Below are 19361 nucleotides of genomic sequence, written 5' to 3'. Positions count from 1 at the left end.
CTGGCTCAGGCCATCATTCCAGCAGCAGGCGCGTATCTTCCCCGTCGATGTCCGCCAGGCGCAGCAGGCCGTGACCCAGGAAACGGCGGAGCGCTGCCGACGGTCGCTTGTCGCCGTGCGCCGTCGACCAGGCATCCTGGCGCGCCAGCAGCGCCGCCGCTGCACAGCGCGCCAGGGTTAAGGCGATTCCGCGTGCACCGGCCTCCAGCGTGGAGCGATCGAGCTTCTTTTCATCCAGATGCATGGCGGCCGCATCCAGCGCCGCGTGCACGGTAAACGAAGCCTGCGTGTTGTGAGCGGGCTTCAGCCAGTGGCCGATGAGTTTGCGCAAGGCGGCGAATCCATCGTTGCTGCCCAATGCACGCAGGCTGTCCATCGACAGCACGTTGGTGGTGCCTTCCCAGATCGCATACACCTGCGCATCGCGCAGCAACTGCGGCAGGCCGGTATCTTCGATGTAGCCGGCGCCGCCGAAGCATTCCAGCGCTTCGGAGCTGAGCTTGACCGCCAGCTTGCCGGTCCACAGCTTCACCAGCGGCGTGAGCAGGCGCAGCGAAGTGGCTTCATGCGCGGATGCGATGCCTTGTTCCACACGTCCCAGCAGTTGGGCTACTTCGAAGACCAGCGCAAAAGCGCCTTCGAATTCGGCCTGCATGTCAGCTAACGTTTGCGCATGCAAGGGATGTTCAAGCAATAGACGGCCAAACGCACTGCGACGCAGGGCGTAATCGCGGGCCAGGCTGATCGCGCGCGCCATGCCGGCAACGGCCCCGATTGCGTTCCACGTGCGGGTGATGTTGAGCATCGGCGCAATCTGTCGCACACCGTGTGCGAGTTCACCCACGGGCCAGGCAGGCAAGCCTTCCAGATGGATTTCCGCGGTGGGCAGTTCGTGCGTACCGAGCTTGTCCTTCAGGCGATCGATGACCAGCTCCGGCTTGCGCTCTGCGCCGTGCATCGTTTCCACGTAGAACAGCGCGAGCGATGCGGCGCCATGGCCTGCGCCGGTTGGCCGGGCGAGAGCCAGTGCGGCTTCGCCCACCACCGCGGAGCTGAACCACTTGCGGCCGTACAGACGCCATTGGCCTTCGGCATCCTGCCTGGCCACGGTTTCGGTGTTGCTTACATCGGAGCCGCCGGTGTTTTCCGTCATCCATTGCCCGGACAGCCAGAACCGGTCGACCTCCCGGCTCAGGAAATGCGGCAGGGCGCGATCGATCAAAGCCCGGTTGTCGGAGGCTTTCAGGGCGGTGGCCGCGCCATCGGTCATCGCTAACGGGCAGGTATAGAACTCGCTGGCGACGTGATAGACGTAGGCGCGCGCGAATTCCTCCAGCCGCGCGAATTCGTGGGCTTCATGTCCGCTGGCAAGAATGGCGTGGCGCGTCGTGAGCCCGGGACCTTCCTGCCATGCCGGGGTCAGTTCGACCCGGTCGACGCGGCGGCCCCAGCCATCCCACTGCGTAAGGACAGGCTTGCTGCGCGTGCTGCGGGCGCGCCGTTCGAATGCCATCAGGGCATAGTCGCCCAAGGCGTCCAGGTCGGCGTCCAGCGCGGCACGCCGCTCGGTCGGAAGCACGCGATCGAGCAGGGCGGTCAGCAAGCGATCGTTGCGGTACGGGTGCGCGAGTTGCGGAGCGTCTTGCAGGAATCCCATAGTGGTTTACCTCGGCAAGTCTGTACGTAACCTACCAAACTGCATCCCGCCTTGCCGGGGTTTGCCCCCGGCTATGCTTTTTGCCGGCGCCTGACACCTGCGCCGAGCGCGCCGATCAGCAGCAGGGCAAGCAGCACTTCCAGCAACGCCGGTGCGCGTTCCTGCGCCGAACTCCAGCTTTCGGCAATTCCATGGCAGAAATAGAACAGGCTGAGCATGCCCACCCAAAGCAGGGCGCGTCGCACGTTGCCTATTGCCAGGAACGGCAGCAGCAGCGGGACCACGGCCACGCCGAGCGCCAGCCACATCGGCATGCGCTGCGGCGGAAACAGCCACGCATACCAAACGCATTGCAGCAGGATCAGCGCCATCCACGCGGCCATGCCGATGCGATGCTTGACGTTCATGTGCCGGCCACCAGCTTGCGCGCGGTGTCGGCCAGGCGCCGGCCGAGCGCGCGTGCAAGTTCGCGCTCATGCTCGCTGATGCCGTTCTCGCCCTTGCTGCCGGAGACATGGCTGGCGCCGTAGGGCGTGCCGCCGCTCAGCGTGTGGCTGAGTGCCGGTTCCGTGTACGGAATGCCCAGCAGGAGCATGCCGTGATGGAGCAGGGGCAGCGCCATGCTCAACAAGGTGGATTCCTGGCCGCCGTGCATGGTGCTGGTGGCCGTGAACACGGCAGCCGGTTTGCCGACCAGCGTTCCGCTGGCCCACTCGGCGCCGGTGCTGTCCAGGAAATGTTTCAACGGCGCGGCCATGTTGCCGAAGCGTGTCGGGCTGCCCAGGGCCAGGCCTATGCATTCATGCAGGTCCTGCCGGGTGACGTAGGGTGCGCCTTCCTCCGGTTCCGGCGGCTGAGCCAATTCGGTGACCGGGGCCACCGGCGGCACCTGGCGCAGGCGAGCGCGCAGCCCCGGGATTTCCTCCACGCCGCGGGCGATCAGGCGCGCGAGCTGGGCGGTGTGGCCGGTACGGCTGTAGTACAGGATCAGGATGTCGCTCATCAGGCTTGGGCGGCTTGGACAGGATGGGGTAGTGTACGGGTGGTATCAGGGATGTTGAGCAGAATTACCGTATGAATAAGCGTTTCGACCGCGATCGCACGATGAGCCTCGGGCGCTTCCTGTGGAGGCGCTTTCTCGACGACAAGTGCTTTGAAACGGCCGGCGCTCTGTCGTATACCACGCTGGTTTCGCTGGTGCCGCTCACCGTGGCCGTGCTGGCCATGTTCGCGGCGTTTCCGATGTTCGAGGAAGCACGCGATACGCTGATCAATTTCGTCTTCAGCAATTTCGTGCCGGCAGCGGGTGAGACGGTGCAGAAGGCGCTGCTCGACTTCGCCTCCAATGCCAGCAAGCTCACCGGCATCAGTGTGCTGGTGATGCTGTTCAGCGCGGTGTCGATGATGATCAGCATCGAAGACCGCCTCAACCGCATCTGGAAGGTCCGGCAGCACCGTCCGTGGGGGCCGCGCCTGTTGCTGTATTGGGCCGCGCTCACGCTTGGGCCGATCCTGGTGGTCGGTGGCATTGCGGTAACCTCCTATGTGGCCGCCGTGCCCATGTTGCGCAGTGCCGGCGAAGAGCTTGGCATTGGCCAGCAGCTGCTGAAGGCGATGCCGTTCGTGGTGACGTTTCTCACCTTGTGGCTGATCTACACCACCGTGCCCAATCGGCGCGTCAACAGGAAACACACGGCGATCGGCGCCATGCTGGGTGCCGTCCTGTTCGAATTTGCGCGCTGGGGGTTCACCCACTACGTCCGCAGCGCCCATAACTATCAGCAAATCTACGGCGCGCTGGCGATCATTCCGTTGCTGCTGCTGTGGATCTACTTGTCGTGGGTGATCGTAATACTGTGCGCATCGGTGTCGGCTTCAGTGTCCGCCTTCGAATACCAGAAGCCGTGCGACGCGATGCCGGAAGGCTCGGAATTCCTCGGCTTGCTGGTGGTGTTGCGCCATTTCGTGGATGCGCAGCGTGCCGGGCGCTGTGTGGATGCCATCTTCATTCGAGAAGCGGAACCCTGTCTGCGCAGCGAGGCGATCGCGACCTATTTCGACGACCTGTCGCGGGCCGGTCTGATTCGTCGCAGCGAAACAGGCGGATGGTCGCTGGTGCGCAGCCTGGATAGCACCGATTTGTTGCAGGTCTATCGGCACAGCGGCTATCGCCTGCCGTTGAATCCGGCCGAACATGCTGCTGCCTCGGGCATCAAGCTGCCGCAGGAGCTGCTGTCCCTGCTTACCCGGCTGGCGCACTCGCTGGATGCCGCGCTCGGCACCCGCCTGGACAGGGTTTATCCTGTCTCGCCTCCACCGGCGTCGTCGCGCCAGGTCTCTCACACGCAGGAATCGGAATCATGAAGTGGTTCGTATCGTCCCTGTTGCTGGCGGCAAGCCTGCTGATCGCACCCGTGCACGCAGCCATGCCTGCTCAGCCTTCCCTCAAGGTAACCACACTGGACGGCAAACCGTACGACCTGGCTGCCGAGCGAGGGCACTGGGTGATCGTGAATTTCTGGGCGACCTGGTGCGTGCCGTGCATCAAGGAGATGCCGGGGATTTCCGAGTTCGTGAAGATGCACCCGAACGTGCACGCCATCGGCATTGCTTATGACGATACGGATCCTTCCGACATCCGTGCCTTCCTGAGCAAGCATCCGGTGGATTTTCCGGTGGCGCAGGTTACGCTGGACAAGCCGCTGACGGATTTCGACGAACCGCTAGGCCTGCCGACCACCTGGTTGATTGCCCCGGACGGCAAGGTGGCCAAGCATTTCATGGGGCCGATCACGCCCGCTTCGCTGAGCGCAGCCATCGGAAAATGACGGCATGAGCGGCGTACGCTTCATAGTCAGTGGCAAGGTCCAAGGCGTGTTCTTCCGTGCCAGTGCGCGTAACGAGGCAATGCGGCTGGGTTTGCATGGCTTCGCGCGCAATCTTGCCGACGGCCGAGTGGAAGTGCTCGCAAGCGGAAGCGAGGAGGCTTTGCGCGAACTGGAACAATGGCTTTGGGAAGGGCCGCCTGCCGCGAAGGTGACCGAAGTGGTTCGCAGTAACCATGCCGGCGAAGTGCGCGCGGGTTTTTTGGTTTTCTAACCCCGGCCGCGATGACCATCGTAGGCTGGGTTTGACAACCCAGCCTACAGATCGATATTCGCCGGCGGTCGCCCGATGCGATAGCGCGCACTGACGCTCAGTACAGCGCGCCGGAAGTCCGTTGCAAAGCCACGCATGTCGAACAATGGACTCTGCTTGCGTTGCTGCGTAATGTGCTTGCGCAATGTCGCCAATGCCTGCGGGTCGTTGCCCAGCGCAGTGGCCATGCCGACGAACGAGGTGTCGTCGCTCATGATCAGCTCGGCCAGGCCCAGGTGATGCAGCAAGCTTGCCACGGTGCGCGAAGCCATGGTTTCACCCGTGCGGGTAAGCACCGGACAGCCGGACCATAACGCATCGGAAGCCGGGGCGCGCGAGTTGATGGGCAGCGTGTCCAGATACAGATCTACGTGCGCGTAGCGCGCCAGGTGCTCAGAGTAGGGCAGGCGTGGCGAGAAGATCAGTCGCTCGGGTGCGACATCAAGCGCAGACGCCGCCTGGCGCAGTCGTAGGTCGGTATTCGCCGGCCCAGTGAGCAGCCACAGCACGCTATTGGGCACTTGCTGCAGGATCAGCATGCAGCGCGCGAACACCGCCGGGTTGATGGTCTGCGTTTCGTTCAAACAGGCAAACACAACACCTTGTTCCAGCAGCCCACAGGCAGCACGCGACGGAACTTCCGCCTGCATCCGATGCGGATCGCTCGGCTGCTGGCAGCGCGGGAGCCGGATGACCTTTTCGCTGACGTGTTCGCGCAGCTCGTGCGGCAGCACGATGGCATCGGTGAGCAGATAATCCATCCAGGGCGCGCCGGAACTGCCGTTGTGGCCGAGCCAGCTGACCTGAATCGGTGCGGCGCGCAAGGCCATTAGTTCTGCGTTGCGGCTGCTGCGATAACCGTTTACGTCGAACAGCACTTCGATCGCCGTGCCATGGATGCGCTGCGCAACCTGGAGGTGATTGAGCGCGGAAACGTCGTGCAGCGTTGCCGCCGCCGAGAGACGCTGCCGTACACGACTGCCGTCATCTGGCGTGGTGGCGAACAGATGGACGTCCAGGTCGCTGTCGGAGAGTGCTTCGATCAAGGCGACGATGTGCTGGCCGAATGCTGTTTCGTTCAGGCCTTCCACCAACATGCCTACGCGGACCGGCGTGTCCGGCATGGGCAGCTTGTGGCGCAGGTCGAGCTGCTGGCGAAAGGGTGCCGCCTGGCTTTCCAGCGCCGAAGCATGGGTTTTCGCGCAGCGCAGCTGCAGGTCGGCGTCGGCATCCTCGGCAAGGAAGGCGAATGGGTGCACGCCAGGCACTCCCGCGGAAACTGCGTGGATCACGCGTTCGCTGAGCGCATCGATGTCCTGCCAGCGGCACAACCGACGCCGCACGAACAGCAATTGCCCCATGACCGGCACGGAATCCGGCGCCCGCGCCATCGCCTCGGTAAAGGCATCGTGGGCGTTGATGAGATCGCCGGCTTCATCGAACATCAGCGCAGCCTGGAACACATGCTGCACGTTGTCCGGTGCCAGCTTGCCGGCCTGCAACAGCGAGGCGGCAGCCTCATGCGGGCGGTGTTGCAGATGCAACAGATGGCCCAGCATGGCATGCGCGACGTCCGTGCCTGCTGCCTGCTGCAGCACCTGTCGTAGCAAGGTTTCGGCTTCGGCAAGGCGCCCCAGTTCCATCTCCGCGGCAGCCAGGTTGAGGCGAATGGCGGGATGCTGCGGCATGGCCTGCAAGGCTTGCGCAAAGGCATCGCGCCCTTGTGCATACTGTGCGGTGGACATGTAGACCGCGCCCAGCGCTTGCAGCAGTGCCGGATGCCCGGGCGCTTTCGCCAGCGCCTTCTGCAGACGCTCCATGGCAGCGCCAACCTTGCCGTCGGCCATGGACAGGGCTGCCAGGTTGCACTGCAGTTCGATGTCGTTCGGCGCCAGTTCCGCGGCGCGATTCAAGGCCGTATGCGCATCTCGGCGCCGGCCTAGGCGCAGCAAGGCTAACCCGTGCAGGCGGATCAGCTCGGCCGACACCGGAAATTGCCTGCGCGCCGCCGCCGCGAATAGAGCTGCTTCCTCATTGGCGTCGCGCTGCAGCAACTCGGAGAGTTTTTGCAGGTTCGAGGCGATATCGGTGAGTGGCGCGTCGGTCATCGGCTGGGAGGGGGGGCGAAAGCAGGCAAGTAGGGAAAGCCCGCCAGCAGCGTCGACACGACGAGTTGGAAAGACTGGCCCCTGTAATACGGCTGTAGATTACCGCGAACCACGGCCGGGTAGGCTGGGATGACAATCCCAGCTTCAAGACTTTGCGTGGAGCTGGGATGGTCATCCCAGCCTACTTCGATCAGTGGCCGGCGAGCGATTTCAGCTCGTCTGCCTGGTGCTCGCGCGTGAGCGTGCCGAACAGCTCGTCCAGATGGCCTTGCATCACATCCGGCAGGTTGTGCAGGTCCAGGCCGATCCGGTGGTCGGTAATCAGATTGTCCTTGTAGCGATAGGTGCGGATGCGCTGGCTGCGATCGCCGGTGCCCACCTGCAGGCGCCGCGACTGCGCCTGCTCGGCCGTCTGTTTGGACTGCGCCTCGTCCAGCAGACGCGCCTTGAGCAGGCTCATGGCGCGGGCGCGGTTCTTGTGCTGGCTGCGCTCGTCCTGGCATTCCACCACGATGCCGGAAGGCAGATGCGTGATGCGGATCGCCGAATCGGTCTTGTTGACGTGCTGACCACCGGCGCCGGAGGCGCGGAAAGTGTCGACCTTCAGGTCGCTGGGCGAAATTTCGATGTTCTCGATCTCGTCCAGCTCAGGCAATACCGCCACGGTAGCGGTAGAGGTGTGCACGCGGCCCTGCGATTCGGTCACCGGCACGCGCTTCACGCAATGCACGCCCGATTCGAATTTCAGCTTGGAGTAGGCACCTTTGCCTTCAATGCGCGCGATGATTTCCTTGTAGCCGCCGTGCTCGCCGGGATTTTCGCTGAGTACTTCGACTTGCCAGCGCTGGCGCTCGGCATAGCGGGCGTACATGCGGAACAGGTCGCCGGCGAAGATGGCCGCTTCGTCACCGCCGGAACCGGCGCGCACTTCGAGATACAGGTTGGCTTCGTCGCGCGGATCCTTGGGAATCAGCAGCCATTGCAGGTCGCCGTCGAGTTTGGCCAGGCGGTTTTCCAGCTGCGCGATGTCCTCGGCGGCCATGTCGCGCAGCTCGGGATCATCCAGCATGGCGCGAGCGTCGGTGAGTTCGCGCTCGGTGTTGGACAGTTCGCGCATGGCGTCGGCGACCGCCTGGAGCTGCGCGTATTCGCGGGAAAGGTCGCGGAAACGCGTGTTGTCAGCCAGCACGTCGGCCTGGCCGAGCAGCAGGGCGAGTTCTTCGTGGCGTTCGACGGTGGCTTCGAGTTTGCGGCGGATAGAGGGTGTCATGAGGAGCAGGCGGCAGGGGAAGAGAGACGAGCGAAACGACGCATAGCGCGGCAGCCAGCCGCACTCGCTACTCGTCGCTCGTTTTTTCGTCTTCGTCCAGGCCGTACAGCCGTCCTGCGGCATGCAGCAGATCGTAGTCGCCGCTAAGCGTGGCTTCGCGCAGCCGTGCGCTGGGATGGTGCAGCAACTTGTTGGTCAGGGTATTGGCCAGGAACGCCAGTGCTTCGTCGGGGGACTTCCCGCGTGCAAGCATGGCACGCGCCTTGTCCAGAACCTGGTCGCGATAGGTCTCGGCGTGTGCGCGCAGATCCACGGCGGGATTGCGGACGGTGAGGGCACGGCGCCAGGCCATGTAGCGTTCGACTTGCAGGTCGATGATCGCATCCGCCTCGCGCGCAGCATTTTCGCGCGAACGGCGGTTGTCATCGATGACTTGGCGCAGGTCGTCGATGCCGTAGAGATAGACATCCGGCAGCTCGCCGACTGCCGGCTCGATATCGCGCGGTACGGCTATGTCCACCATGAACATGGGCTTGCGGCGGCGTGCGGCTATGGCCTTCTCCACCATTGCGCGCGTAAGCACCGGCTGCCGCGCGGCGGTGGAAGCGATCACGATATCTGCCTCGGCCAAGTGCTGTGGCAGATCGCTCAGGGCAATGGCATAGCCGCCATGGCGACCCGCCAGTTCCTGCGCGTTTTCCAGGGTGCGGTTGGCGACGATCAGCCGGCGCACCTGCTTTTCGGCCAGGTGGCGCACCGCCAGGTCGATGGTGTCGCCAGCGCCGATCAGCAGCACGCAGGCCTGGCGCAAATCCGTGAAAACCCGTTCGGCCAGGCGCACGGCGGTGAAGGCCACCGAAACGGTGTGTGCGCCGATCCGCGTATCGGTGCGCACGCGCTTGGCCACGGCGAAGGTATGCTGCAGCAAGCGATCCATGGGGGTCTTCAGTGCATGGGCTTCGCGCGCGTGCTGATAGGCTTCCTTCACCTGACCGAGGATCTGCGGTTCGCCCAGCACCATCGAATCCAGGCCGGTGGCGACCCGAAACATATGCCTCACGGCAGCTTCGTCATCATGGCGATACAGGAACTCGTCAAGCTTGCCGTGAGTCAGACGGTGGTGACGGCTGAGCCACTCCTGCGGAACGTTTTCCGCGCCTGCCGTTACGCTGACGTAAAGTTCAGTACGGTTGCAGGTCGAGAGGATCAGCGCTTCGTCAACGCCAGGCTCGCGCGCAAGCTCGCGCAGGGCGTCGCCGGCCGCGTTTTCGTCGAACGCCACCTGCTCGCGCAGGCTGACCGGCGCGGTGAGGTGGTTGAGCCCGAGGGCGATCAGCTTCATGACGTATAGCGAGTGAGGGCGACGGGCGTTGGCCGGCGTAGACTAGGTGAGCCAAAATGGCGAATGGTTTGGAGGAATAGTGTGCTGAGCAGGACGGTCCAGTTCAAGCAAGTGCGGCTGTTTGTAGCTGTTGGGTTGGTCGTGCTCGGGCTGGCCGGATGTGCGGCAGTATCCCATCGGGCAGGCAGCGCATCTACCGCGTCACCTCAGCCGTTGACGAGTCTGGTGGTGGCTACGCCGGACTCGGACCACGACCTGCTGGCCCAGTTGCTGGCGGGTGAGTTGGCGCTGTCGAGCTCCGATCTCAAGGCCGCGTCGCAGTTCTATGCCAACGCGATGATGATTTCCAGCGATCCGGAGGTGGCCGGCAAGGCTGTCGCCCTGGCCATCGCCATCCATGATCCGGAAGCTGCCCGGCACGCCATCGACCGATGGCGGAAGCTCGGCGTGAGTCCCGCGCAGCTGGCGCAGGCTCGTGCCCAACTGGCGGTAGAGCAAGGGCAGACGGAGGAAGCCAGTCGCCAGCTGGCCTTGCTGATCGGCAGCGGCGACAAGGACGCCTGGCGCATGTTCGGCCGCGTACTGATCGGCAGTCGTGATCCGGCGCTCGCCGGGCGCCTGCTGGAATCCCTGGGCACGCCCGAGCGCCTGCCGGCCGACCCCAAGGCGTGGCTGGCGATGAGCGAGCTGGGCGAGCAATTGAATCGCCACGTCTACGCGCAGCAGGTCGCCGACGGCGCCCTGAAGCGTTTCGGCACGGCCGAGACGTATGCCTGGGCCGCCCAGCTCAAGCTCAACAATGGCGATCGCAGCGGGGGCCTCAATCTGCTGCGCCAGGCGCAGGTGAAGGATCCGAACAACATCGGCCTGCGGCTGACCTATGCGTCCTTGCTGGGCCAAAGCGGCCAGTACGTCCAGGCGACCCATCTGCTCGAAAAAGGTCCGCAGAACGCGCAAACCTATGCGCTGCGCGCGGCCTTGGCCGCCAACGCCAAGGACAACAAGACGCTGCAACAGGTCTACACGCAGCTATCGCAGGCCTCGGATGAGGTGCGCAACACCAGCAATTACCTGCTTGGCCAGCTCGCCGAGGTGCTTGGCCGCAAAGAGGATGCGTTGAAGTGGTACGACCAGGTGTCGGACGAAGACGACCATGCCTTCGACGCCGACCTGCGCAGCGCGATCCTGCTGCAGGACCTGGGACGCAGCGTCGAAGCGCATCAGCAATTGGCGGAAATGCAGACGGACTATCTGGATCAGCCCGCGCAGCTGCGTCGTGCCTATGAAGTCGATGCCGACCTCTATCTGCGCGAAAAGCGTTACGGCGAGGCGATCGATTCCTTCAGCCATGCGCTGCAGGTGGCTCCCGATGATCCGGATCTGCTGTACGGGCGTGGGCTGGCGTACGCGGAGATCGGCAAGATCGATCCGGCTGTGGCGGATTTTCACCGCCTGCTGCAGGTCAAGCCGGGCGACGTCGACGCGAGCAATGCACTGGGTTTTACGCTGGCCGACGCCGGGCGCGATCTATCGGAAGCCGAGCAGCTGATTGCCACCGCGCGAGCAGCGAAACCGAACGATCCTTCGATCGCCGATTCGTGGGGCTGGCTGCAGTATCGGCTCGGCCACCTTGACCAGGCCGCCGAAGTGCTGCGCAACGCGTGGCAGACCGGCAAGGATGCCGACGTCGGCGTTCACCTCGGCGAAGTGCTGTGGAAACAGGGGCATCGCGAACAGGCACAGCAAGTGTTCGATGAGGTGCGCCGCGTGGATCCGCACAACGTTGCCCTGCAACAAACCTTGAAGCGGCTGGGGCCATGAAGTCATTTCTGCGCATTTTCGCAGCGCTCGCGCCGCTGCTGCTGGCTGCGTGCGCGACCCAACAACTGGTGCGCAACAGGGGAGATACGGCTGTGTTGGCGCAACAGGAAGCGCGCGAGCAGCAACTGGCGGGCGTCAACCATTGGGTCTTGCAAGGCAAGCTGGGCGTATCCAACGGCCAGGACGCCGGCAGCGGTGGTTTCACCTGGACGCAGGACGGCGATCATTACGAGTTCGTTTTCCGCACGCCGATTACCGGCAGGAGCTATCGCCTGACCGGTAGCCCGGATGGCGCCGAGCTGGATGGCGCGGAAGGCGGTCCTTTGCGCGGACCGGACGCGGAGAGCCTGATGCGCCGCGCGCTGCACTGGGAGGTTCCGCTCGACGAACTGCGTGCCTGGGTGCTCGGCTTGCGGGCGCAAGGGGCGCAGGCGGATCTGAGTTTTGGCGACGACCGCTTGCCGTCGGTACTGCAGCAGGATGGCTGGACGGTGACTTATCCCGCATGGGATACGACGCACCAGCCGCCGCTGCCAGCAAAGGTGTTTGCCGAAAAGCCGCCTTACAAGGTGCGCTTGGCGATCCAGTCGTGGAACCTGCAGTGAGTTTATTGCCTCAAGGATTCAAACCGATGTCATTCCGCATTCAGCGCGCCACGGCCGCCCATGTCGACGTTATCTGCGACATCGAACGCATGGCGGTGCAATTGTTCCGCGATCATCCGGCGTGGCGGTTCTATTCCCGCCTCTCGATCCCCAAGGACCTGCTCGCCGAAGAAATTCGGCGTGGCTTCGTATGGGTGGCCGTGGACGAAGCGAGCGGCGAGGTAGTGGGTTTCGTCTGGCTCGACGTAGAGTTGCATGGCGATGTAGTGAGCCTCGCCGAGATCGACGTGCTGCCGGAGTTTCATCGGCGTGGCATCGGCTCGGCGCTGCTCGAGCATGCCTGCGCGTGGGCGGAGGATAAGGGGTACCGCCGCATCGACCTGGGTACGCTGCCCGACGTACCGTGGAACGCGCCGTTCTACACCAGGCATGGCTTCGTGGTGGTCGACAAGAGCGATCCCGCGTTCGCTTACGCACGCGAGCGCGACCGCGAGAATGGGTTTCCGGAAGAGCTGCGTGTCTTCATGTCGCGCTCGTTTCAGGCCTGAGCGTAGGCACGCGGTCAACAAATTGAATTGACACGCATTGCGCCTCCCGCCACAATTTTCCTTCTTTGCTCCCCGGCGAGCCCTTGCGCGGATCCGGATAGCAGATTCCCAACGAATACTGGGGCGTCGCCAAGCTGGTTAAGGCACGGGATTTTGATTCCCGCATGCGTAGGTTCGAATCCTACCGCCCCAGCCATTTCGCACCGGGGGTCGTACGGCCCCCGCTTGCGCAGTCCAGGAATGGGCTGCATGGCAGCGGGCACTTGCGTGCCCGAAGTTTTTCAAGCTCCATTCGGACATGTGCCGAAGGGGCTGGCTGGAAGGGGCGGGAGCGCGTCTTTCCAGCCAAGCTGATTCCATAGCCAGGTTCTGAGGAAGACAATCGTGGATACGCCCAGCCCGATGCTGTTCACCGGCAATGCGCACCGCGCCCTGGCCGAGGATATTGCCCATCGCTTAGGGATACCGCTGGGCAAGGCCCTGGTCGGCAAGTTCAGCGACGGCGAAGTGCAGGTCGAGATCGAAGAGAACGTCCGCCGCCAGGAAGTGTTCGTGCTGCAGCCTACGGGGGCGCCGAGCGCGGAGAATCTGTTCGAGCTGATGACCCTGGTCGATGCGCTCAAGCGCGCCTCCGCGGCCAGCGTTACCGCGGTGATGCCGTATTTCGGCTACGCCCGCCAGGATCGCCGTCCGCGCTCGGCGCGCGTGCCGATCACCGCCAAGCTGGTGGCTCGCCTGATCGGCACCGCTGGCGTGGATCGGGTGCTTACCGTCGATTTGCATGCCGACCAGATCCAGGGCTTCTTTGACGTGCCGGTGGACAACGTCTACGCGTCGCCCATCCTGCTTGCCGACATCTGGCGCAGCTACAGCATGGACGACCTGATCGTGGTGAGCCCGGACGTGGGCGGCGTGGTGCGCGCACGCGCCATCGCCAAGCGCCTGGACGATGCGGACCTGGCCATCATCGACAAGCGCCGCCCCAAGGCCAACGTGGCCACGGTGATGAACATCATCGGTGACGTGGAGGGTAAAACCTGCGTGATGGTGGACGACATCGTCGACACTGCCGGTACCCTGTGCGCAGCGGCCGCCGCCCTGAAGGAACGTGGTGCCCGCAAGGTGGTCGCCTACTGTGTGCACCCGGTGCTGTCCGGTGCGGCGATCCGCAATCTCGAAGGTTCTCAGCTCGATCAGCTGGTGGTCACAAATACCTTGCCGTTGCGCGAGGATGCCAGGAATTGCGCCAAGATCCGCCAGCTTTCGGTCGCGGAACTGCTGGCGGAGACCATTCGGCGTATCGCTTTCGGCGAGTCGGTCAGTTCGCTCTATATCGACTAAGCGAGGCCCCTTCAGGGCGTAGGCTGGGATGACAATCCCAGCTTTCCAAGTGCCGTCTGGGTGCTGGGTGGTGAACCTGGTGGGCGACTGTCTGCATTTTCGGTATACTTGTGTGCTTTTCAGCCCGCGCCCGCGGGCTTTTCGGCTCTTCTGGTCGCGGGAGAGTCAGTCTGGTCGCCGCGAGGCGGCTTTCAAAAACCTAAGGCAATTCCAACATGGCCAAGACTCATGAAATCGTGGCGCAAGCGCGCAAAGACGAGGGGAAAGGTGCGAGCCGCCGCCTGCGTCGTGCGTCCTTCGTGCCCGCAGTGGTTTACGGCGCGGGTCAGCCCGCCGAGAGCATCCAGATCGAACACAACACCATCCTGCTCGCCGCCAGGCACGAGTGGTTCTTCTCTTCCGTGCTGGACCTGAACGTCGACGGCAAGGTGCAGAAGGTGCTGGTGCGCGACTGGCAGAAGCATCCGTTCAAGCAGCAGATGCTGCATATGGACTTCCAGCGCATCAACGAGAACGAAGCGATCCGCGTGAATGTGCCGGTCCACTTCCTGAATCAGGAAAAATCCCCCGCCGGCAAGGCTGCGGGCGTGGTGATCTCGCACAACCTCAACGAAGTGGAAGTCTCCTGCCTGCCGAAGGACCTGCCGGAGTTCATCGAACTGGACCTGGTCGACCTCAAGCCCGGCGACATCATCCACCTGTCGCAGCTCAAGCTGCCGGCGAACGTGGACATCCCGGCACTGCACATGGGTGCAGACCACGACGTGGCGGTGGTCTCCGCTGTGACCGTGCAGGAAGAAGTGGAAGCAGCGCCGGCCGAAGGCGCCGAAGGCCAGCCTGCTGCTGAGGCTCCCAAGGAAACCAAGAAGTAAGCCGTTTCGGCTTCCCGCCCCCTCTCCCCGTCGGGGAGAGGGCTGGGGTGAGGGGCGAATCTCGCGGCCAACTCTCCAGTTCATTCATGGCAGGCCTACGACTCATAGTCGGACTGGGCAATCCCGGTACCGAATACCTCCGAACCCGGCACAACGCCGGGTTCTGGTTTGTTGACGCCTTGGCGGCGGGCCAGGGCGAACGCTTTGGCTTCGACGGCAAATTGCATGGCGAGACCTGCAAGCTGCGCATCGGCGGTGAATCGGTGTGGCTGCTGAAGCCCTCCACCTTCATGAACAAGAGCGGCATCGCCGTCGCTTCCGCGCTGCGTTACTACAAGATCGAGCCGGAGGAGTGCCTGGTCGCGCATGACGACCTGGATCTGCCTGCAGGTGCCGTGCGCCTTAAGTTCGATGGCGGCCACGGTGGCCAGAATGGCTTGCGTGACATCATGGCTCATCTGGGCCATGGCAAATTTCATCGACTGCGCCTTGGCATCGGTCATCCCGGCCACAAGGATCAAGTCACATCTTGGGTGCTGGGTCGCCCCTCCGCCATGGATGAAGACGCGATGCTGGACGGCATTGCTCGCGTGCTGAGCGTGTTGCCGCTGGCGGTTGACGGGCAATTCGACAAGGCGATGCAGCAGTTGCATACGCCGGCAATGCGTTGAGCGGCCGGTGGCCATTTACTATTTCCCTTTTCAGTTTCCTATCCGGATCAACAAACCATGGGCATCAAATGCGGCATCGTCGGCTTGCCTAACGTCGGCAAATCCACCTTGTTCAATGCGTTGACCAAGGCGGGCATTGCCGCAGCCAATTTCCCGTTCTGCACGATCGAACCGAACGTGGGCGTGGTGCCGGTGCCCGATCCGCGGCTTGAGGCGCTATCGGGCATCGTCAATCCGCAGAAGGTGATTCCCACCGCGGTGGAGTTCGTCGACATCGCAGGCCTGGTCGCGGGCGCCTCCAAGGGTGAAGGCCTGGGCAACAAGTTCCTGGCGCATATCCGCGAGGTGGATGCCATCGCCCATGTGGTGCGCTGCTTCGAGCACACCGATATCGTGCACGTGGCGGGCAAGGTCGATCCCATCGCCGACATCGACACCATCGATACCGAGCTGGCGCTGGCCGACCTGGATTCCGTCGAGAAGGCGCTGAACCGCGCCGAGCGCGCCGCCAAGGCCAACGACAAGGAGGCCCTGGCCAAGAAGCCGGTACTGCAAAAGCTTGCCGCCGGCCTCAATGAAGGCAGGACTGCGCGTAGCCTGGGCCTGGATGACGAGGAAAAGACGCTGGTGCGCGACCTGTTCCTGCTCACCCTGAAGCCCTTGATGTACATCGCCAACGTCCGCGAGGACGGCTTTGAAAACAATCCGCATCTCGATGCCGTTCGCCAACGTGCCGAGGCCGAAGGGGCTGAGGTGGTGCCGGTGTGCGCCGCGATCGAAGAAGAGCTTTCGCAGCTGGACGACGCCGACCGCGACGAATTCCTCAAGGATCTCGGCCTGGAAGAACCTGGCCTCAATCGCGTGATTCGCGCCGGCTACAAGCTGCTCAACCTGCAAACCTATTTCACCGCCGGTGTGAAGGAAGTGCGCGCCTGGACCATCAAGCGCGGCTTCACCGCGCCGCAGGCGGCTGGCGTGATTCATACCGATTTCGAGCGTGGCTTCATCCGTGCTGAAACGGTGGGCTATGACGACTTCATCCAGTACAAGGGCGAAGCCGGTGCCGCCGCGGCCGGCAAGCTGCGCAAGGAAGGCAAGGACTACGTGGTCAAGGATGGCGACGTGCTGCACTTCCTGTTCAACGTGTAGTTCGCTCCCGCGACGTCCCGCTCCGGTTCCTGGCGCTGCTATGGGATGAGGGTGTCCAGCAATGCGGTGGTGTCACCCGCGGCGCTATGGAGGAGCTTCGGCTCGCCATGGCGCCCTAGATGGTCGGTCAGGGATGGCCTGATCAAGCCAGTGCTGATTCTTCGGCCTGCGCTTGAAAACAGAGGCAAGCGAAGTGCAGTCTCCATTCGCGTGGAGACGACCAGGAAAGGTTCTCTATGCGATAAGGGGGAAAGTGTTGGACGGATCCAAGTTCAGGTATTCAGCGACCGGACTCCTTGAGTCGATCGAGACATCGCTGGCGAACTACAATCGGTGGATCGTCAGTCGATTTATTCGTGAGTTTCGCCGACACCGTTACCAATCCGTACTGGATTTCGGCGCCGGCATTGGTTCGTTGGCCGTCCTGTTCAAAGCCATGACCGGGGTCACTCCGTTGACTCTTGAGGTGGATGGCGAGCAGCGCGCAATGCTGTCACGTCGCGGTTTCAGTCCCGTTGCGTCGATCGACCAGCTTCCCGGCGATATCGACATGATCTACACGTCGAATGTTCTGGAGCACATTCCCGATGACATAGCGGCTTTGCGCGAGTTGCGTGATCATCTGGCGCCCGGCGGGCGCATCTTTATCTTCGTGCCGGCGTTTCCGGCGCTCTGGACAACGGTGGACGACAAGGTCGGTCACGTCCGTCGCTATACGAAGGCTGCACTGCGGCAGAGCCTGGATGAGGCGGGATTGAAGCTCGAAAGCATCCGATACACCGACCCGGTCGGCTTTCTGCTGGTGATCTTGTTCAAGCTTGTCGGTAGCCAATCGGGTGTGCCCAGTGACCGATCGTATTTCATCTTCGATCGACTGCTATTTCCCGTCAGTCGTCTCCTTGACTGGGTTACCTCGCCTTTCTTTGGGAGGAGTGTGTTCGCGGTAGCGAGTAAAGGCGAACCCTGAGACGGGTCGCGCCTGCTCTTGAAGCTACGGCGCGACCCAGGATTCGACGGGCTCAGGCGTTGGGCAAACGGGTCTTGCCATGAGAGCATGGTAGGCATGTTCGTACCTGGAAAGGCATTGCGAATACGACTTGGGCAGCCTGGCGACGCATCCGCCATCGGCGTGCTTAGCCGCCGGGTGGTGCGGCGTTGGGTCCTGCCCGATCAGTCACGCAAGATCGGTCGTGAGCTGCTGCTGCGTCTTGCTGCTCGCGCGCTTCGCCAGAAGATCATCGATGGCCAGCGTTTCCATCTGGCCTACCTGGGCGATAAATTGGTGGGCGTTGCGGCGATGCGCGACGACAGCCATCTGCTGCACTTTTACGTAAGCACGCGCTATCAAGGACGGGGTATTGCGCGAAGGCTCTGGCAGCGCGTGGTGCGAGACGCCGTTCGCCGGGCCGGTACGTGCCGCTTTACGCTTAATGCCACTCGCTGCGCCGTGCCGGTCTATGTGCGCCTGGGTTTCCGGACGGAAGGCGCGGAGCGGCCATCGCCCAACGGCGTGCTTACTACGCCAATGAGCCTGCGGCTGCCGCTGCGGCGCAGCAAGCAGGCATAATGCCGCCTGTACTAGCGACCGACCTTTTCGTTGGAGATTCCATGTCAGGCCAGCAGCACGAAGTCACCTTGCGTTTCCTTGCCCAGCCCACCGATGTGAATTTTGGTGGCAAGGTGCACGGCGGCATGGTGATGAAATGGATCGACCAGGCCGGCTATGCCTGCGCCGTGGGCTGGAGCGGGGCGTATTGCGTGACGGCGGCGGTAAGCGGTATCCAGTTCGTCAAACCGATCCTGATCGGCGACCTCGTCAACGTGCGGGCCAAGCTGATTCATACCGGTACGTCCAGCATGCAGATGGCAGTGGACGTGCTGGCGCGTGATCTGCGCACGGGCGAGGAGCGCCTGGCAACCAGTTGCGTGATGGTGTTCGTGGCGCTGGACAAGCCCGAGGGCAAACCCACGCCGGTGCCGCCATGGACGCCGCGTGACGAGAACGAGCGCCGGCTGCAGGAGCAGGCGCGGCATCTGCTTGAGCTTTCCAAGAGCATGGCGCAGTACGTGGACACGCGCGGCGCAGGAAACGATTGAAGCAAGGCCGCGCTTCGTTCGAAAAAAATCTTGGAAAACCGGCCGTTTCCCCGGTTCAGGTGTTGACACATACGGCCGCGATCCACACAATAGCCGTTCTTTGTTGGAGGGATACCCAAGCGGCCAACGGGGGCAGACTGTAAATCTGCTGGCTTACGCCTTCGGTGGTTCGAATCCACCTCCCTCCACCAGCTTTATCATCCTTGGATGGCTAAGGCTGGCGGAATGAAAGACCGGGGCTGTGGAGGTGGTTTACCCCATCGAAGCGGGTTGACGGTTCGATAGAAGAGTTCCGCACCGAGCGGGAGTAGTTCAATGGTAGAACCTCAGCCTTCCAAGCTGATGGTGCGGGTTCGATTCCCGTCTCCCGCTCCATTGCCATTCCCGCCAAAAAGGTCTGAGCGGCCCTCATCGGTCCAAGGCTTTTTTGAAGAGTCCAGCAAGGATGCTGGTTTGATCTTTGCCATCATGGAGGATGGCTGAAAAATAGGCTCATGTAGCTCAGTCGGTAGAGCACTTCCTTGGTAAGGAAGAGGTCGCTGGTTCGATTCCAGTCATGAGCACCACTTAATGTGGCTGCAAGCGGTATCGCCTGATAGCTCGTTTAGGTTTCCTCATCACTCAGACTCCATCGGGATTTTGCGCTCATGGCAAAGGGTAAATTCGAACGCACCAAGCCGCACGTGAACGTGGGCACGATCGGTCACGTGGACCACGGCAAGACGACGCTGACGGCGGCGCT

At 63.0% G+C, this 19361-nt stretch carries 20 protein-coding genes and 4 tRNA genes; 18 read left to right on the top strand and 6 right to left on the bottom strand.

Going from position 1 to position 19361, the window contains the following annotated elements; translation table 11 throughout:
- Positions 1 to 13: 13 nt before the first annotated feature.
- From EKH80_RS21515 to wrbA, 3 genes are all read right to left on the bottom strand, one after another.
- Positions 14 to 1657 carry an acyl-CoA dehydrogenase family protein gene (locus EKH80_RS21515; protein ID WP_126686857.1) on the bottom strand — a complete coding sequence of 548 codons (1644 nt, stop codon included), beginning with the start codon at positions 1655 to 1657 and terminating at the stop codon, positions 14 to 16.
- Positions 1658 to 1728: 71 nt separating this feature from the next.
- Entirely contained in the window at positions 1729 to 2064 is a 336-nt protein-coding gene (locus EKH80_RS21510) for a DUF2069 domain-containing protein (protein ID WP_126686856.1), read from the bottom strand.
- On the bottom strand, positions 2061 to 2660 hold the full coding sequence (wrbA, locus tag EKH80_RS21505) for an NAD(P)H:quinone oxidoreductase (protein WP_196240420.1): 600 nt from the start codon (positions 2658 to 2660) through the stop codon (positions 2061 to 2063). Before wrbA ends, EKH80_RS21510 begins: the two co-directional genes overlap by 4 nt.
- A gap of 71 nt (positions 2661 to 2731) precedes the next feature.
- Between wrbA and EKH80_RS21500 the strand changes: the two genes are divergently transcribed.
- Genes EKH80_RS21500 through EKH80_RS21490 form a run of 3 tightly spaced genes read left to right on the top strand, consistent with a single transcriptional unit; the run spans position 2732 to position 4756 of the window.
- Positions 2732 to 4021: a YihY family inner membrane protein gene (locus EKH80_RS21500; protein ID WP_126686854.1), complete on the top strand. Its 1290-nt coding sequence runs from the start codon at positions 2732 to 2734 to the stop codon at positions 4019 to 4021.
- Positions 4018 to 4485, top strand: coding sequence for a TlpA family protein disulfide reductase (locus tag EKH80_RS21495; protein ID WP_126686853.1), 468 nt, complete (start codon positions 4018 to 4020; stop codon positions 4483 to 4485). Before EKH80_RS21500 ends, EKH80_RS21495 begins: the two co-directional genes overlap by 4 nt.
- A 4-nt stretch (positions 4486 to 4489) precedes the next feature.
- Positions 4490 to 4756 carry an acylphosphatase gene (locus EKH80_RS21490; RefSeq protein WP_126686852.1) on the top strand — a complete coding sequence of 89 codons (267 nt, stop codon included), beginning with the start codon at positions 4490 to 4492 and terminating at the stop codon, positions 4754 to 4756.
- A gap of 44 nt (positions 4757 to 4800) precedes the next feature.
- Here the strand turns inward: EKH80_RS21490 and EKH80_RS21485 are convergent, their stop codons facing one another.
- The 3 genes from EKH80_RS21485 to hemA all read right to left on the bottom strand — a co-directional run bounded on the left by EKH80_RS21485 (position 4801) and on the right by hemA (position 9515).
- Positions 4801 to 6903 (bottom strand): O-linked N-acetylglucosamine transferase, SPINDLY family protein, encoded by a 2103-nt coding sequence (locus tag EKH80_RS21485; protein WP_126686851.1) that lies wholly within the window; start codon positions 6901 to 6903, stop codon positions 4801 to 4803.
- 190 nt (positions 6904 to 7093) lie between these two features.
- On the bottom strand, positions 7094 to 8173 hold the full coding sequence (prfA, locus tag EKH80_RS21480; RefSeq protein WP_126686850.1) for a peptide chain release factor 1: 1080 nt from the start codon (positions 8171 to 8173) through the stop codon (positions 7094 to 7096).
- Positions 8174 to 8240: 67 nt separating this feature from the next.
- Positions 8241 to 9515 (bottom strand): glutamyl-tRNA reductase, encoded by a 1275-nt coding sequence (gene hemA / locus EKH80_RS21475; RefSeq protein ID WP_126686849.1) that lies wholly within the window; start codon positions 9513 to 9515, stop codon positions 8241 to 8243.
- A 63-nt stretch (positions 9516 to 9578) separates the two neighbouring features.
- Here hemA and EKH80_RS21470 point away from each other — a divergent pair, with 63 nt between their 5' ends.
- The 15 genes from EKH80_RS21470 to EKH80_RS21400 form a co-directional block, all read left to right on the top strand.
- Positions 9579 to 11336 (top strand): tetratricopeptide repeat protein, encoded by a 1758-nt coding sequence (locus tag EKH80_RS21470; RefSeq protein WP_126686848.1) that lies wholly within the window; start codon positions 9579 to 9581, stop codon positions 11334 to 11336.
- On the top strand, positions 11333 to 11941 hold the full coding sequence (gene lolB / locus EKH80_RS21465) for a lipoprotein insertase outer membrane protein LolB (protein WP_126686847.1): 609 nt from the start codon (positions 11333 to 11335) through the stop codon (positions 11939 to 11941). Before EKH80_RS21470 ends, lolB begins: the two co-directional genes overlap by 4 nt.
- 26 nt (positions 11942 to 11967) lie before the next feature.
- Positions 11968 to 12489: a GNAT family N-acetyltransferase gene (locus tag EKH80_RS21460; protein ID WP_126686846.1), complete on the top strand. Its 522-nt coding sequence runs from the start codon at positions 11968 to 11970 to the stop codon at positions 12487 to 12489.
- Between the two features lie 119 nt (positions 12490 to 12608).
- Positions 12609 to 12685, top strand: a tRNA-Gln gene (locus EKH80_RS21455).
- 206 nt (positions 12686 to 12891) lie between these two features.
- Positions 12892 to 13830: a ribose-phosphate diphosphokinase gene (locus EKH80_RS21450; protein WP_126686881.1), complete on the top strand. Its 939-nt coding sequence runs from the start codon at positions 12892 to 12894 to the stop codon at positions 13828 to 13830.
- Between the two features lie 215 nt (positions 13831 to 14045).
- Positions 14046 to 14702, top strand: a complete 657-nt coding sequence (locus tag EKH80_RS21445; RefSeq protein ID WP_126686845.1) for a 50S ribosomal protein L25/general stress protein Ctc — start codon at positions 14046 to 14048, stop codon at positions 14700 to 14702.
- A gap of 86 nt (positions 14703 to 14788) precedes the next feature.
- Positions 14789 to 15373, top strand: coding sequence for an aminoacyl-tRNA hydrolase (gene pth / locus EKH80_RS21440; RefSeq protein ID WP_126686844.1), 585 nt, complete (start codon positions 14789 to 14791; stop codon positions 15371 to 15373).
- A gap of 57 nt (positions 15374 to 15430) precedes the next feature.
- Positions 15431 to 16522 (top strand): redox-regulated ATPase YchF, encoded by a 1092-nt coding sequence (gene ychF / locus EKH80_RS21435; RefSeq protein ID WP_126686843.1) that lies wholly within the window; start codon positions 15431 to 15433, stop codon positions 16520 to 16522.
- A gap of 256 nt (positions 16523 to 16778) precedes the next feature.
- Entirely contained in the window at positions 16779 to 17489 is a 711-nt protein-coding gene (locus EKH80_RS21430; RefSeq protein ID WP_158628916.1) for a class I SAM-dependent methyltransferase, read from the top strand.
- Between the two features lie 96 nt (positions 17490 to 17585).
- Positions 17586 to 18089: a GNAT family N-acetyltransferase gene (locus EKH80_RS21425; protein ID WP_126686841.1), complete on the top strand. Its 504-nt coding sequence runs from the start codon at positions 17586 to 17588 to the stop codon at positions 18087 to 18089.
- 41 nt (positions 18090 to 18130) lie between these two features.
- A complete protein-coding gene (locus tag EKH80_RS21420) occupies positions 18131 to 18619 on the top strand; it encodes an acyl-CoA thioesterase (RefSeq protein WP_126686840.1) in 489 nt (162 codons plus the stop codon).
- Positions 18620 to 18724: 105 nt separating this feature from the next.
- Positions 18725 to 18810 (top strand) — tRNA-Tyr (locus tag EKH80_RS21415).
- Positions 18811 to 18920: 110 nt separating this feature from the next.
- Positions 18921 to 18994: transfer RNA gene (locus EKH80_RS21410), tRNA-Gly, on the top strand.
- 115 nt (positions 18995 to 19109) lie between these two features.
- A tRNA-Thr gene (locus EKH80_RS21405) sits at positions 19110 to 19185 on the top strand.
- 81 nt (positions 19186 to 19266) lie between these two features.
- Positions 19267 to 19361: GTP-binding protein (locus EKH80_RS21400; protein WP_038054197.1), on the top strand; the 95-nt coding region annotated here is incomplete at its 3' end.

This window comes from Dyella choica, from assembly GCF_003977665.1.
Taxonomy (GTDB): domain Bacteria; phylum Pseudomonadota; class Gammaproteobacteria; order Xanthomonadales; family Rhodanobacteraceae; genus Dyella_B; species Dyella_B choica.
This window is presented reverse-complemented; position numbering and strand designations above follow the sequence as displayed.

Coding starts and splice junctions, on each gene's coding strand:
- EKH80_RS21490 (WP_126686852.1), top strand. CDS start 4,490: ATGAGCGGCGTACGCTTCATAGTCAGTGGCAAGGTCCAAGGCGTGTTC.
- ychF (WP_126686843.1), top strand. CDS start 15,431: ATGGGCATCAAATGCGGCATCGTCGGCTTGCCTAACGTCGGCAAATCC.
- EKH80_RS21450 (WP_126686881.1), top strand. CDS start 12,892: ATGCTGTTCACCGGCAATGCGCACCGCGCCCTGGCCGAGGATATTGCC.
- EKH80_RS21420 (WP_126686840.1), top strand. CDS start 18,131: ATGTCAGGCCAGCAGCACGAAGTCACCTTGCGTTTCCTTGCCCAGCCC.
- lolB (WP_126686847.1), top strand. CDS start 11,333: ATGAAGTCATTTCTGCGCATTTTCGCAGCGCTCGCGCCGCTGCTGCTG.
- hemA (WP_126686849.1), bottom strand. CDS start 9,515: ATGAAGCTGATCGCCCTCGGGCTCAACCACCTCACCGCGCCGGTCAGC.
- pth (WP_126686844.1), top strand. CDS start 14,789: ATGGCAGGCCTACGACTCATAGTCGGACTGGGCAATCCCGGTACCGAA.
- EKH80_RS21425 (WP_126686841.1), top strand. CDS start 17,586: ATGTTCGTACCTGGAAAGGCATTGCGAATACGACTTGGGCAGCCTGGC.
- wrbA (WP_196240420.1), bottom strand. CDS start 2,660: ATGAGCGACATCCTGATCCTGTACTACAGCCGTACCGGCCACACCGCC.
- EKH80_RS21495 (WP_126686853.1), top strand. CDS start 4,018: ATGAAGTGGTTCGTATCGTCCCTGTTGCTGGCGGCAAGCCTGCTGATC.
- EKH80_RS21445 (WP_126686845.1), top strand. CDS start 14,046: ATGGCCAAGACTCATGAAATCGTGGCGCAAGCGCGCAAAGACGAGGGG.
- EKH80_RS21460 (WP_126686846.1), top strand. CDS start 11,968: ATGTCATTCCGCATTCAGCGCGCCACGGCCGCCCATGTCGACGTTATC.
- EKH80_RS21500 (WP_126686854.1), top strand. CDS start 2,732: ATGAATAAGCGTTTCGACCGCGATCGCACGATGAGCCTCGGGCGCTTC.
- prfA (WP_126686850.1), bottom strand. CDS start 8,173: ATGACACCCTCTATCCGCCGCAAACTCGAAGCCACCGTCGAACGCCAC.
- EKH80_RS21485 (WP_126686851.1), bottom strand. CDS start 6,903: ATGACCGACGCGCCACTCACCGATATCGCCTCGAACCTGCAAAAACTC.
- EKH80_RS21470 (WP_126686848.1), top strand. CDS start 9,579: ATGGTTTGGAGGAATAGTGTGCTGAGCAGGACGGTCCAGTTCAAGCAA.
- EKH80_RS21510 (WP_126686856.1), bottom strand. CDS start 2,064: ATGAACGTCAAGCATCGCATCGGCATGGCCGCGTGGATGGCGCTGATC.
- EKH80_RS21515 (WP_126686857.1), bottom strand. CDS start 1,657: ATGGGATTCCTGCAAGACGCTCCGCAACTCGCGCACCCGTACCGCAAC.